General features: G+C 62.6%; 12 protein-coding genes. 1 reads left to right on the top strand and 11 read right to left on the bottom strand.

Annotated elements, in window-relative coordinates:
* Positions 1-56: 56 nt before the first annotated feature.
* The 9 genes from KIT79_15200 to KIT79_15160 form a co-directional block, all read right to left on the bottom strand.
* A complete protein-coding gene (locus KIT79_15200; protein MCW5830653.1) occupies positions 57-827 on the bottom strand; it encodes a type III pantothenate kinase in 771 nt (256 codons plus the stop codon).
* Between the two features lie 36 nt (positions 828-863).
* Entirely contained in the window at positions 864-1859 is a 996-nt protein-coding gene (locus KIT79_15195; GenBank protein MCW5830652.1) for a biotin--[acetyl-CoA-carboxylase] ligase, read from the bottom strand.
* A 27-nt stretch (positions 1860-1886) separates the two neighbouring features.
* Positions 1887-4541, bottom strand: a complete 2655-nt coding sequence (locus tag KIT79_15190) for a valine--tRNA ligase (protein MCW5830651.1) — start codon at positions 4539-4541, stop codon at positions 1887-1889.
* Between the two features lie 95 nt (positions 4542-4636).
* Positions 4637-5878 carry a response regulator gene (locus tag KIT79_15185; protein MCW5830650.1) on the bottom strand — a complete coding sequence of 414 codons (1242 nt, stop codon included), beginning with the start codon at positions 5876-5878 and terminating at the stop codon, positions 4637-4639.
* A 102-nt stretch (positions 5879-5980) separates the two neighbouring features.
* Positions 5981-6427, bottom strand: a complete 447-nt coding sequence (locus tag KIT79_15180; GenBank protein ID MCW5830649.1) for a hypothetical protein — start codon at positions 6425-6427, stop codon at positions 5981-5983.
* The gene (locus tag KIT79_15175; GenBank protein MCW5830648.1) at positions 6424-6948 is read right to left on the bottom strand and encodes a chemotaxis protein CheW; all 525 of its coding nucleotides are present in this window, start codon (positions 6946-6948) and stop codon (positions 6424-6426) included. Before KIT79_15175 ends, KIT79_15180 begins: the two co-directional genes overlap by 4 nt.
* Positions 6932-7981, bottom strand: coding sequence for a glycosyltransferase (locus KIT79_15170; GenBank protein ID MCW5830647.1), 1050 nt, complete (start codon positions 7979-7981; stop codon positions 6932-6934). The genes KIT79_15175 and KIT79_15170 overlap by 17 nt, the downstream gene beginning before the upstream one ends.
* A 133-nt stretch (positions 7982-8114) precedes the next feature.
* Positions 8115-9533 carry a type I glutamate--ammonia ligase gene (glnA, locus tag KIT79_15165; GenBank protein ID MCW5830646.1) on the bottom strand — a complete coding sequence of 473 codons (1419 nt, stop codon included), beginning with the start codon at positions 9531-9533 and terminating at the stop codon, positions 8115-8117.
* A 164-nt stretch (positions 9534-9697) separates the two neighbouring features.
* Positions 9698-10036, bottom strand: coding sequence for a P-II family nitrogen regulator (locus tag KIT79_15160; GenBank protein ID MCW5830645.1), 339 nt, complete (start codon positions 10034-10036; stop codon positions 9698-9700).
* Between the two features lie 1062 nt (positions 10037-11098).
* On the opposite strand from KIT79_15160, the gene amt reads away from it, so the two are divergent.
* Positions 11099-12478: an ammonium transporter gene (gene amt, locus KIT79_15155; GenBank protein MCW5830644.1), complete on the top strand. Its 1380-nt coding sequence runs from the start codon at positions 11099-11101 to the stop codon at positions 12476-12478.
* Positions 12479-12770: 292 nt separating this feature from the next.
* Here amt and KIT79_15150 read toward each other — a convergent pair whose 3' ends face one another.
* Both KIT79_15150 and groEL read right to left on the bottom strand, forming a co-directional pair.
* Complete coding sequence (locus KIT79_15150; GenBank protein ID MCW5830643.1) at positions 12771-13391, bottom strand: carboxymuconolactone decarboxylase family protein; 621 nt, start codon at positions 13389-13391, stop codon at positions 12771-12773.
* A gap of 137 nt (positions 13392-13528) precedes the next feature.
* On the bottom strand, positions 13529-14069 hold a 541-nt coding region (gene groEL, locus KIT79_15145; protein MCW5830642.1), incomplete at its 5' end, for a chaperonin GroEL.

Below are 14069 nucleotides of genomic sequence, written 5' to 3'. Positions count from 1 at the left end.
CCTCATCCGGCAATCCGGGCGTGCGGCATCCAGAAGACGGGCTTGGAGGCCGCAGTTCAACGATTCATTTCGTAGATCAATTTTAACCCAAAAAGCGTGAGGAAGGCATCTACTTCTTCAATTGTCTTCGATTCCTGGGCAATCAGCGACGAAAGCCCCCCGGTAGCCAGAACCCGGGCCTTGAGATCACCCTGCTCTTCCCGCAGGCGGTTGACGATCCCGTCCACAAGGCCGACGTAGCCATAGAAAATCCCCGCCTGAATCGCGTGAACAGTGTTTTTCCCCAGTATTTTCGTTGGCTTGGCGATTTCGACGCGGGGCAGTTTTGAGGCCGCCGAAAAGAGGCCGTTCAGGGCCACCTGAAGGCCCGGCGAGATCACCCCGCCCAGATACTCTCCCTTGCGCGTCACGTAATCGAAAGTCGTCGCCGTCCCGAAATCCACCACGACGCAGTTGTCGCCGGGGTACATGTGGTGCGCGGCTACGGCATTAACGATCCGGTCAGCCCCGACCTCCTTGGGATTGTCGTACAGGATGCTGATACCGGTCTTGATGCCCGGTCCCACCACCAGCGGCGCATGGCGGAAGTAGCGTTCGCACATGCGCGTCACCGGGTGGAGCACAGGCGGCACGACCGACGAGATTACCGAACCCCGGATCTTGCGGATATCGATTCCCGCGAAGTTGAAAATCTCGTGAAGCAGGATGCCAGTCTCATCGGTCGTACGGTCGGGATTGGTGGCAATCCGCCAGTGCCCGGCCAGCTCGTCGCCGTCATAAACGCCGAAAACGATATTGGTATTGCCGACATCGATCACTAGCAGCATGGATGTTTCACCTGAATTGCAGTGCGGACCGGAAAACTAGCGCCGGTTCTGACCCCGGATCAGCGTGACGTCACCGGCGACGATCCGCACCACGCGGCGCTCCGCCGTTTCTACTTGCAGGAATCCGTCCGAATCAAGACCGAGCGACCGGCCCTCAACAGTCTCTGTCCCGGTACCGACCCGGACCTCCTCGCCCGCCATCCGTGCGAACCGCTCCCAGTCGTCACGGAACGGCGCAAACCCCTGCGTCACGAACCGGAGATAGTGGGCCTCCAGTTCCATGCAGAGCCGCCGGGCGAAGGCGGCCCGGTCCACCCGGTTTCCCGACTCGATCCGCACACTCGTTGCGATATCCTTCAGTTCGGCAGGGAACTTTTCCACGTTCAGGTTCACGCCAATGCCCAGCACGATCCAGTTGATCCGGTCCAGCTCGCTGGACGATTCGGTCAGCACGCCGGACACTTTCCGGTCACCGATCAGCACGTCATTGGGCCATTTGATCCGGGGGCGCACGCCGGACACCGCCTCGATCGACCGGGCCACGCAGAGCCCCGACAGCAACGTCACCTGCGCGGCAGCCACCGGCGCAAGCGAAGGGCGCAACACGAAACTGCCGTAAAAGTTGAGCCCGGCCGGAGATACCCAGGATCTGCCGAGCCGTCCGCGACCGGCCGACTGGGATTCGGCCACGACGAGAACCCCCTCGGCTGCACCCTTGTCTGCGAGCCGGGCGGCCTGGGTATTGGTGGAGTCGGTCTTCTCGAACCAGACGATCTCCTGCCCCGCAAACTGGGTCTCCAGGCCGTGCTGGATCAGTTCTGGGTACAGCCGGTCGGGAAGACTCTCCAGCGCATAACCGACCGACGCCTTTGACTCTATGCCATAGCCCCGGTCCCGGAGACGCGCCACGGCCTTTGACATCGCCGCCCGCGTGACGCCCAGCTTTTCCGTCAGCTCCGCCGACGAATGGAATCCCCCGCCGCTTCTCAGCAGGTCCAGCATGGACAGTTCCGTGTGGGTAAGGCCGGCCATCGGTGATAATCAGCGGCAATCAGTGCATCAGGCTGCCCCGAAATCAGCCAGCCGGGCGAGCGACTGCTTCAGTTTTTCCAGTTCCAGCTTCAGTCCGGATTCCCGCTCGCGGTATTCGTCCACAAGGTCCGGATCCGCATTGGCCACAAATCCCTGGTTCGACAGTTTCTGGGTCAGCTTTTTCAGTTCATCCTCGCGGCCTGCGATCTGCTTCACCAGCCGGTCACGCTCCTTCTCCACCTCGATACCATCGGGGAAGGTAACAATGATTTCCAGCCTGCCGACGGCCGCCTGCGCTGACGCCTTTGGCCGGGCGGCACCGGCGGCAAGCTCCGACAGGGTGCGTATGCGGGCAAGCGCGGTGAACTGGCCCCGGAACTGTCCAAGAAGAAGCGCCGCGCCCTCGCCCCGGACCTGCACATCGACAAACCCGGAGGGCTTCACGTTCAGCTCGCCACGAATGTTCCGGACGGCGGTAATGGCCAGCCGCAGGTTCTCGACCTGCCGGATGGCCTCGCTCGCTTCGGGGACTTCCGTGGCGGGGAAATTTCCCTTCATCAGGAACTCTCCGCCGGGTTTCAGGCGTGAGGCCAGTTCGTCCGTCACAAACGGGACAAACGGGTGCAGCAGTTTCAGTGTATCCAGCAGCGTGTTGCCCAGGACGCTTCTGGCCACCTCGCTGCGTGCCGGGTCGGCGCCTTCAGCCAGATCCTGCTTCACGAACTCGATGTACCAGTCGCAGTAGGTACCCCAGACGAAGTGGTAGGCGGCGAGCGCGGCCTTGTCGAACTCGTATGCCTCGATGGCCCGGGCGACTTCCCTGGAGGCAATGCCCAGCTCCCGGCGGACCCACAGGTCAGCCGGCGACATTTTCGATTCCGGCACCAGTTCCGGCACCGGTCCGCCCAGCTTCATCTGGACAAACCGGGCCGCATTCCAGAGCTTGGTGATGAATTTCCGGTAGCCCTCGATCCGGTCCCGCGAGAGCCGGATATCCCGCCCCTGCGCGGCAAATGCCGCCAGCGTGAACCGGACCGAATCGGCTCCGACCTCATCGACGACCGACAGGGGATCAATGACGTTCCCCTTGGTCTTGGACATCTTCTGCCCTTCGGCATCCCGCACCAGTGCATGAATATAAACATTGCGGAACGGCACCTCGCCCATGAAGTGCAGACCCATCATCATCATGCGGGCAACCCAGAAAAAGATAATGTCGTGGGCCGTGACCAGAACCGAGGTCGGGTAGTATTTCCGCAACGTTTCGGTTTCGTCGGGCCATCCCATCGTCGAAAACGGCCAGAGCCCTGACGAAAACCAGGTATCCAGAACGTCCTCGTCCTGCCGGAGGTTCTTCGACCCGCATTTGGTGCATTTTACCGGCGCGGACATCTCGACGTTGATGTGTCCGCAGTCCCCGCAGTACCAGGCAGGGATCTGGTGACCCCACCAGAGCTGGCGCGAAATGCACCAGTCCTCGATACGCTCCATCCAGGCATAGTAGGTATTGGCCCACTGGGCCGGATGAAACGTGGTCCGCCCGTCCTTGACGGCCTTCAGCGCCTCGGCGGCCAGCGGCCCCGTTTTCACGAACCACTGTTCCGAGATAAGTGGTTCCACCGGCACACCATGACGCTGGGAGTAGCCCACCCGGTTCCGGTGCTTCCCGACCTTTTCCAGAAGCCCCTGCGCTTCCAGGTCAGCCACGATCCGCTTTCGCGCCTCATAGCGATCCAGCCCCTGGTACGGCCCGCCGTTCCCGTTGATCGTACCATCGGGGTTCATCACGTTGATCATCGGCAGCTTGTGGCGGTGCCCAGCGCGGTAGTCGTTCGGATCATGCGCCGGGGTGATTTTCACGGCGCCGGTACCAAACTCCCGGTCCACCATCCCGTCGGTGATGACGGGAATCTCCCGGTCCATGAGCGGAAGCCGGACGCTTTTCCCGTGGAGATGGCGATAGCGGTCGTCTTCGGGATTCACGGCAACGGCTGTGTCGCCGAGCATCGTCTCAGGCCGGGTGGTCGCCACGACGAGATGGCCCGAACCGTCAGCCAGGGGATACCGGATATGCCAGAGATTGCCGTTTTCTTCCCGGTATTCGACTTCGAGATCGCTGATGGCCGACCGCGACGCCGGACACCAGTTGACAAGATACTCGCCCTTGTAGATCAGGCCTTCCCGGTAGAGCCGGACGAATACTTCCCGGACGGCGAGGCTCAGGCCCTCGTCCATCGTGAACCGTTCGCGTGACCAGTCGCAGGATGATCCCAGCCGCTTGAGCTGATGGATGATCCGCGAGCCGTACTCTTCCTTCCACTTCCAGACACGGATGACGAACTGTTCGCGCCCGATGTCATGGCGGGTTTTTTTCTCCTTCGCCAGTTCGCGCTCAACCACGGATTGCGTGGCAATACCGGCGTGGTCGGTGCCGGGAAGCCAGAGCACGTTGCGTCCCCGCATCCGGTGATACCGGCAGAGGATGTCCATGACCGTGTTGTTCAGCGCATGGCCCATATGCAGCGCGCCGGTGACATTCGGTGGAGGGATCACGATGGAAAACGGCTCGCCGGGCGCACCGGGATCGGCTGCGAAAATGCCGGACTCAAGCCAGCGCCTGAGCCAGTTTTCCTCATAGGTGCCGGGGTCAAAGGTCGTGGGGATTTCGTGGGTCGTGCTCATATCCGGCAGAGTGGCTAACGCGAACCGGACAGGGAGGCAAACAGAAACCGGGCCGGGGCTGTCCCCCGGTCAGACCGGGGCTCTGCCCCCGCCTGTCACCCTTCCTTGAGACGGTCGATTTCGTTCTGGATAAGGCGCTCGGCGATCTTCGGGAACTCCTCGGAAATCGCCTTGGCGATCCGCTTCACCGATTCGTCGATCATGGGCCGCAGGGCCAGCTCGACTGCCTGCCGGACGGCCGCTTCGATCTGTGCGGGATCGACCGGAGCCGGAGCCCGAGCAGCCGGTGCGGCAATTGCAGGCGGAGGCATGGAAGGAGCCGGGGCAGCCTTCGGAGCCGGAGGGGGAGGAGGAGCCGTGACCGGAATCTTTACTGCCGGCGGTGGAGTGCTTGCCGGAGCCGCTTCGGGCTCTCCCAGATCCCACGCATCTCCGGAGTCGGCGGACAGTTCCACTTCGATCTCGGAACCGCCACCAGCCATCAGTGCTTCGGCTGCCGCGGCTGGAGCCGCCTCCGGTTCGCCCAGATCCCAGGTTTCTCCGGCAGACTCGGCTTCGACCTCGACGGTGGCGGGAGCCGCTTCCGGTTCACCCATATCCCATGCTTCCGATTCGGAAGCCGTCTCGACCGAAACTTCCACGTCGGCCTCCAGCGAGGTGGCAGACAGAGGAGCCGCTTCGGGTTCTCCCAGATCCCACGCCTCTTCCTCCACCGCGGCTGGCGGCGGGGCGGGAGGTGCCTTCGGTGCCGGAGCAGGCGGCGGTTTCGGCGCTACAGGTGCCGCCGCAGGCTTGGGCGCCGGGGCTGGCGGCGGCGAAGCCTTCACGGGAGCTGGAGCGGCTTCTGGTTCACCCAGATCCCATGAGTCGGTTTCGTCTTCCAGGGATACCGGCGCGGCCTTGGGCGGTGGTGGAGCCGCCGGTTTCGGGGCAGCCACCGGCTTTGCCGCTGCTGGTGCGGCTGCAGCCTTGGGGGCAGTGCCGGATGAAGCGGCAGTGACCAATTCAACAAGCGCGGTCGTTTCAAATGGTTTCTGGATGGCGCCCGCCACACCGGCGGCGGTGGCACGGGCCTCATTATAGGCCTCAGAGCCGACCTTGAGCAGAACAACCGGGATTCCCTGCCCCTTCAGCGCGTCCGCCACATCATAACCGGACTTCTTGGGCATCACGACGTCAGCTACCACGACATCAGGCTTCGCCGCCTTGGCCTTGGCAAGCGCTTCGTCGCCATCCCTGGCGAACTCCAGAACGAAATCCGGATGATTCGCAAAGGAAATCTGTACGGCCCGCTGGATGGTAATTGAATCGTCAGCGACCAGAACTTTTTTGGGCATGCGTAGCTACCTGAATTCCCGGCTTTTCCCGTCCGTAGCATCCGGCGCTGGCTGGGGGCAACCGGCGTCGCTCACCTGCTGAAGGCTGGACCACGGGGGACTTTAAACGATGAGTTTGGCCGTGTCGACCCGGTAGCAGGCGACACCGTCCAGTTGCCCGTGCCCGGTGACACCGGGAAACGGGGCACTGGACTGTCCCAAGGGCTCGAATTCCGGCCGCCTGGAGCCGGTCAGGAACCGGTCGAATACCAGCGCCACCGGCAAATCGCCCGCACTGACCACGCAGCCCCGGAGCGGCGAACCCGGCCTGGTCATCGGGAGCTGCATATCCGGTGACGGACGCAGGTACCGGACGCAATAGGTACGGCCTTCAACACGGGTAATTCCATCCCATGCGGCGGGAGGAGGAAGCCGAAACAGGCGCTCCATCTCGAAGAAGACCGCTGCGCCGGTAAGCGGAAATACCCACCGGACCCCGCCGCCGGAAACCAGCACATCGAGCCCTTCGATCGCCCGGCCCGGATCGGAATAACCGCGGATGCTGCTCATGCGGCCGATTCTCCCCCGCCCGCCCGGCGTACCACTCGCGCCAGGTCCACGACCCACACGGGTGCCCCCCCATGCCACCACAAACCGGTAAAAACCGTCTCGCCGCCGGCCCACCACCTGGCCGGAGCCGGCTCGACCTGCACGGAGCCGTTTTCCACTGATGCCACAACCCTCTCGACTGCCCAGAAGTATGGCTCACCGGTACCGCCGCCTGCGCCCACCCCTTCGATCGTCGTCACGAGCGTCGGATAGGCTTCCGCTACCCGTGACTGGAGGCCGACCTGTTCGGCGAGCGAGCGGAGTTCGCGTTCATCACCCGCCCATTCGACAATTCCCAGATAACCCGGCCGGCGGCGGCCCTGGCTCCGCTTGATCCGCGATGACTGTATTTCCACCACCGCATCGAGGATTTCCATCGGTATGGCAAACTGGAAACCGGCAGTCTCGACCACGAGCCACCGGTCATCACGGGACTGCCTCGCTCCCCCGGTCATTTCAGTGGCATCAGTGGCAGAAGACAACGCGGGTCTCCTCCCTGGGCCGGCCGGGTTCCGGGTAAGGAATACCCCGGTTCCCCAGCGCGGCAACGATTTCCTGACGGGCACCGCGCTGGCCAACCGCCGCCACCAGCAGGTCACTGTCTCCTGCACCGAGTTCCGTCACGGGCACGACCGGCACTCCCGACCGGGTCCGGCCGATCTTGGCGGGATCAACATCCACGAACCGGTTGACTGCAACGCCTTCCGACCGGAGCGCACGGGCGATCCGGCGGCCGAACGGTCCCGCACCGAGCAACGTCACACCACCCTGCCGGGCCCGCCGGAAAAACCGGGGGAGATAGTGCGCTTTCATCACGGCGAGCCGTTCCTGTCCATAGTGGTCCGGATCGGTCCGGGTGAGCCGGTCCGGACGGTCCCGCCAGACAACCGTCTCGGCATCGACCTTGGCAAATCCAGCTCCGGCAAGGAAGAGCCGGTACCACAGGTCCGTATCTTCGGCCCAAGGGACCATCCGGTATCCCCCTGCCTGTTCGGCCAGCGGCTTGCGGAACATCACCGAAGGATGGGCAAGCGGCGAATCGGTCCAGATGGCCTCAAACATCTCGTCATGGGTCCGCTGGCTGTTCATCCAGTCCACATAGCGAGCCATGCCGTCCAAACCGGCAGGAAAACCCGCCCCCCCCTCTGCCGGTTCGTGCCGGACCTGTCCGCCGACGAGGCCGATCTCCGGGTGCGACCGCAGGTAGTCCGTCTGGACGGCGATACGGTCCGGCGGCATGAGATCGTCGGAGTCCATCCGGCAGATAAACTCGCCACTGCATGCCTGCATTCCGGACCTGAGCGCCGATGCAATTCCGTCATGCGGAACGGTCAGGACCCGGACCCTGGGGTACCGACCGAACCGTTCCAGTATGGCCGGCGTGGAGTCGGTGGAGCCGTCATCAACCACCACGGCCTCAAACGACGGTCCCCGCTGGGCAAGTACGGTCTCCAGCGCCACCTCGACATGTGCTTCACCATTATAGACAGGAATAAGGACCGAGACTTCCGGCATAGACCGGCAGCGTAGCCGGTCCGGGGACGGGCAGGAAAAGGGGTGGACATGGACCCGAAAAAGGCCGCGCGCCCCCTGTTTCCAGAAGGGCGCACGAACCTGGCCCCTAAAAGGCCGGACGGGAGACTGAAAATCAGCCCACGTCGAAATACAGCTTGTGCTCGATCGGCGGCACCGCGAAGCGGGCCGTATCGAGTTCGTTCTGCTGCTTCCAGGCGATCTGCGTTTCGACCACGTCCTTGGTGAACACGTCGCCCTTGAGCAGGAACTTGTGGTCCTTCTCAAGCGCCTCGAGCGCCTCTTCCAGCGAGCCGCAGGCCTGCGGCACGTTGGCCAGTTCCTCCGGCGGCAGGTCGTAGAGGTTCTTGTCGAGCGCGTCACCCGGATCGATCTTGTTCTGCACGCCATCGAGTCCAGCCATGAGCATCGCCGCGAAGGCAATGTACGGGTTGCAGGCGGCGTCGGGGAACCGCACCTCGACCCGCTTGGATTTCGGGTTCTGGCTGTACATCGGGATACGGCAGGAAGCCGACCGGTTACGGCACGAGTACGCCAGGGACACCGGCGCCTCGAAGCCCGGAACCAGACGCCGGTAGGAGTTCAGCGTCGGGTTCGTGAAGGCGTTGAGCGCCTTGGCATGCTTCAGGATGCCGCCAATGTAGTGCAGGCCGAACTGGGAGAGTCCGCCGTAGCCGTCGCCGGCAAACAGGTTCTTCCCGCCCTTCCAGATCGACTGGTGGGTATGCATGCCCGATCCGTTGTCGCCCGAGATCGGCTTCGGCATGAAGGTCACGACCTTGCCGTGCCGGCGCGCCACGTTGCGGCAGATATACTTGTACCACATGACCTTGTCGGCCATGGGAAGCATCTGGTCGAACACCATGTCGATCTCGGCCTGGCCAGCGGTGGCCACCTCGTGGTGATGCGTTTCGATGGCGATGCCGACCTTCTGCATAACCAGGCACATCTCCGTCCGGATATCCTGCTGGGTATCGTACGGAGCTACAGGGAAATACCCTTCCTTCTGGCGGATCTTGTAGCCAAGGTTTCCGCCCTCGTCCCGGTTCGAGTTCCAGTGGGCTTCGCCCGAATCGACCGAGAACGACGCCTTGTGATGCTGCACTTCGTAACGGGCATCATCGAAGATAAAGAACTCGGGTTCGGGACCGAAGTAGGCAATATCGCCCACGCCGGAAGCCTTGAGATATGCCTCAGCCTTCTTGGCGATGTTGCGCGGATCCCGTGAATAGGGCTCCTTCGTGATCGGATCCACGATGTCGCAGATCATCGAAAGCGTCGGGTGCTGCATGAACGGATCAATCCGTGCCGTCGCCGGGTCCGGAACCTGAAGCATGTCAGACTCCTGGATACCCTGCCATCCGCGGATCGAGCTGCCGTCGAAACCGAGGCCGCTCACGAATACATCTTCATCGATCATGTTGATGGGATGGGACTTGTGCTGCCAGGTCCCGAGAAAGTCCACGAACTTGAGATCAACCATCTCAACCCCGTGGTCCTTGATCATCTTGAGAACATCTTTGGCTGTCGTCATGGTGACACCAATTCTCCTTGGGTGTTATTTTCCCTGCTTTGGTTTCCTGCGCTTCAGGGAAGCCGGGCCTGTGTTAAAGGCGCCACTTCCCCTCTTTTCCGGCTGGCGGCCGCCCGGGATCCAGCGTCCGCCCACCTGAATTCCTTATTGCTGACTCCCGCCGGCTAGATGGCGTCCTTTCCGGTCTCGCCGGTGCGGATACGGACCACCTGTTCCAGGGGAGTCACGAAAATCTTGCCGTCGCCGATACGTCCGGTATTGGCCGTACGCTTGATCGTATCCACGACTTCATCAACCTTCTCGTCATCAACGACGACTTCCAGCCGTACTTTCGGCAGGAAATCGACGACATATTCGGCGCCGCGGTACAGTTCGGTATGCCCCTTCTGGCGGCCGAACCCCTTCACTTCTCCCACGGTCATCCCCTTGATACCGATACCCGAAAGGGCTTCCTTCACTTCATCGAGCTTGAATGGCTTGATGATCGTTTCGACTTTTTTCATGCATCAGCTCCAGTATCCAAACGACCCCAGGCGGCGCTTACCCTAGCCATCGGATTTGCCGGTTGCTACGGGAAAACCGGACGGAACCGGCCCGGGGAAAAATATTTCTTCTAGTATCCAGTCCCGGCCGGAACCCCACATGAGATCCAGGCCGCACATGCACAAGGCAGCTACAGGTAGTCTGGCGGGATCCACCTGCCACCGGCAGGAACCCTTCCCGCCTGCGGCAATCCGTCACATTACGTAATGCCCTGCTGGCTACGGCCCCATACGGAGCCTTGGCCATCCACCCCAATGGGGCCACCAGTTCATCTGGTGTGGCCGTTTCCAGCCAAGACGCCCGGTTGACTGCAAGGAAGAAACCAAGCGACATCCCGAAACTGCCCAATGACTGCATCATGCAAATAACCCGCTTATTTTATTGTGATTTCCCGCTTATCCACAGATGACACCAATACCCTTGACGGGGAATTAGCCCGTGATTGCCAACCAGGCGCGCCTACGGATTAGGCAGTTCGTTCGCTAGTCGCCTCAGGAGTGGGCACCAGGGTGGAGATCAGGTACGGGCGTATACCAGAAGCAACCGCTGAAGAAGTCTCTTTCCCTCATGGCATGGCTGACGCCAGAAGTGATCCGGCTAAACCCGCAGTAAGCCCTGTAATCTCAATAGACTATCCCCGGTTTGCATGTTCGCTCCGGAACTCCATTGATATGCTTCTTCCCGGCCTCCAGATCTCGTGGTTCCAGACCAAACTTTGATGGACCATCCCAAGTTGGCCCGCGTGATGCACAACGCCATGCGGGAAAGACTGCCGTGCCGTCTGATCCACCGGGCCCGGCCCGTCTCGCCTGAGAGACAAACCTCGTTTGAGAGCTAACGGCTCCAATTGGCGTTCCGTCCGCACATGTTCCGGCAACAAGGTACGGGACACATGCGAACCGGAGCTGAACAAATATGAATATGGGAGAGGCAGGAAAGCCATGAGAAAAATTTTGAGCTGGTCCATGTTGTTGTTCTTCGCGGTAGCGGTCGCCGCGCCATCGGTCCTGGTAGCCGATGAAATGCCGGCCGCAACCGAAGCAGTCCCGGCTCCCGAAGCACCGCCGCCCGAAGCTGAAGCAGCCGGGACAGGCGGCGCTGAAGACAAGCTGGCTGCCCTGGAGCAGCAGGCCGCCGACCTGAAGATCGCCGCCGATACCATCTGGACGATGATCGCCGGCTTTCTGGTTTTCTTCATGAACGCCGGTTTTGCTCTCCTCGAGAGCGGCCTGTGCCGGAAGAAGAATGCCGCGACAATCCTTGGCAAGAACTTCACGGTATTCGGAGCGGCAACCATCGCTTACTGGCTGCTGGGGTTTTCGCTCATGTTCGGAAACGGGAGCAGCTTCCTGGGCGCGCTGTCACCATTTGTCGGCGATGCATCACTCTACGAATCACTGAGCTGGACCTCCATACCCATTGAGGCCAAGTTCTTCTTCCAGCTCGCCTTCGCCGCCACCGCCGCCACGATTGTCTCCGGCTGTGTGGACGAACGGAACAAGTACGGCTCCTTCATCGTGTTTTCGTTCCTGCTGACGATTCTCGTCTATCCGTTCCCCGGCAAGTGGATCTGGGGCGCCGGCTGGCTGGCTGACAAGGGCTTCTGGGATTTCGCCGGCTCGACGGTAGTTCACTCGGTGGGCGGCTGGGCCGGTCTGGCGGGCATTCTCATCATCGGACCGCGCATCGGCAAATACGGCACCGATGGCAAGGTACATCCAATCCCCGGCCACTCGATCCCGCTCGCCGTTCTGGGAACGCTGATCCTGTGGCTCGGCTGGTTCGGGTTCAACCCGGGCTCCACGATGGGAGCTGACTTCAACGCCATCGCCCACATCGCCATGACAACCAATATCGCCGCGGCCGCCGGCCTGCTGGCCGCAACCGGAGTTGCCGCCCTGAAGTTCGGCAAGCCCGACATCAACATGTCGCTGAACGGCGCCCTGGCAGGCCTGGTCGCCATTACTGCGCCCTGCGCCTGGGTGACTCCGGGCGGCGCTTTCCTGATCGGCGCCATTGGCGGCGTGCTCTGCGTTTTCAGCATCCTGTTCTGGGACAAGATCAAGATTGACGACCCCGTGGGCGCACTCTCCGTTCATCTGGTGAACGGCATCTGGGGCACACTCGCCGTGGGCCTGTTCGCCGCACCCGGCTTTGCCGGAGGCGACGCTCAGCCCGGTCTTGGGCTGTTCTATGGCGGCGGCATGGGGCAGGTGATACCCCAGATCATCGGCATCGTCTCGGTAGGAGCGTTCACCCTGACTGCAAGCCTCATCCTGTGGACGGTCATCAAGGTGACGATCGGTGCCCGGGTTACCGAGGAAGAAGAGGTCGAGGGTCTCGACTACATGGAAATCGGCGTCGAGGCCTACGTAGGCGACACAATCCACGCCAACCGCTGACCACGTTTCACCCGGGAAGGGGGAGAGGCTCCCATGGGTTCCGGATCCGGCGTTCGATACAAATATCGCCGGTCCGGCACCCCGGGAGCCTCGGCCTGTCCGGCCCGCGGTTACAATGCTCGGAGAAGCCGGAACCCGGCGGCGGGTTTCCTCCTCCGGGAGCCGGTGCCGGGGATAGCCACGGGATCGCCAGGCCTGCCGCTGGCAGACCTGGCTGGCAAGACCCACAGACGGCACTGCGCCCGGATTTCCCAATCCCTGACCGGGTTCCGGCCCTCCGTTTTCCTGACTGCTAGCGTTGCGCCGCACGGAGCCGGCGGCGGAATGGCAGCCGGGCGGCACCCCGGGCCGCCGCGCCCATGGCCAGGGCGGACAGGCCACCAGCGAGTGCCGCGCTGGCGATGACGGCCTCCCTGACCCAGCCTTCCTCGCGAAACCGGCGCTCACCGGTAAAGCGGGCAAGAAGGGCATCGAATGTGTTGCCGGTCAGATTCCCCACCATGATCCCGGCAATCGATGCCTCAATGGCGCGAACTTCCTTTTCATCAAACAGCCTGCCCAGTGCCGCACGGCTCGCCTTCGAAGGCGGCAGTTTCCCCGCTTCGGCACATTCCCGGGCATAATGGACGGCAGCCGCCAGGCGCTGATCCCCCGGCTCCCAGTCCGTTTTCATCATCTTCTGGATCTCGTCCAGTTCGACGCCTTCGTACTCCGCCAGCGAGCCGTGCACAAAGCGGCAATAGCGGCAGTCGTTCACCGCCGTCACCGCGAGCATCACCTCCTCGCGGAACCGGCCGTCAATCCCGTCTGCCCCAGATTCGGTCCGGACCAGAGACGGGACGCGCTGCGCCGTTTCCCACAGCCAGTATGCGTATTCACGGAGGGAGCCTGGAGTGCGCTTGCTAAAAGGCATGGACACAAGGATGAACGGAAACACAGCGGCTGGGCAAACCGCCCATCCCGTACCCCGCCTATCCGAAAGCCAGCGCCCGCGGGCCTCCTGGAAGGCGCGGGCGCTGGCGGGGTTACGGTCGCAGGCTAACCGACGGCTTACATCATGCCGCCCATTCCACCCATGCCGCCCATGCCGCCCATTCCACCCATGCCGCCACCCATCGGCGGGCCGTCATCCTTCTTGGGGATTTCGCTGATCATGCACTCGGTCGTAAGCATCAGCCCCGACACCGAGCAGGCATTGGTGATCGCCTGGCGGGTAACCTTGGTCGGATCCAGAATGCCCTTCTGGATAAGGTTGCCGTACGTTTCTTCCTGTGCGTCGAAGCCGAAGTCGTCCTTGCCCTCCATGATCTTGGAGATGACGATCGAGCCGTCCACGCCGGCGTTCTGGGCGATCTGCCGGGCCGGTTCCTCAAGGGCACGCTCGACGATCGACACGCCGAACTTGCGGTCGCCCTTGGCCGTGACCTTGCGGACCGCCGGCAGGGCGCGGAGCAGCGCGACACCGCCGCCGGGAACGACGCCTTCCTCCACCGCCGCGCGGGTTGCATGAAGCGCATCCTCCACGCGGGCCTTCTTCTCCTTCATCTCGACCTCGGTGGCTGCACCGACGCGGATCACAGCCACACCGCCT

It is taken from the genome of Deltaproteobacteria bacterium (assembly GCA_026129095.1).
GTDB lineage: Bacteria > JAGRBM01 > JAGRBM01 > JAGRBM01 > JAHCIT01 > JAHCIT01.
The sequence above is the reverse complement of the archived record's forward strand: the minus strand, read 5'-3'. Positions and strand labels throughout refer to the sequence as shown.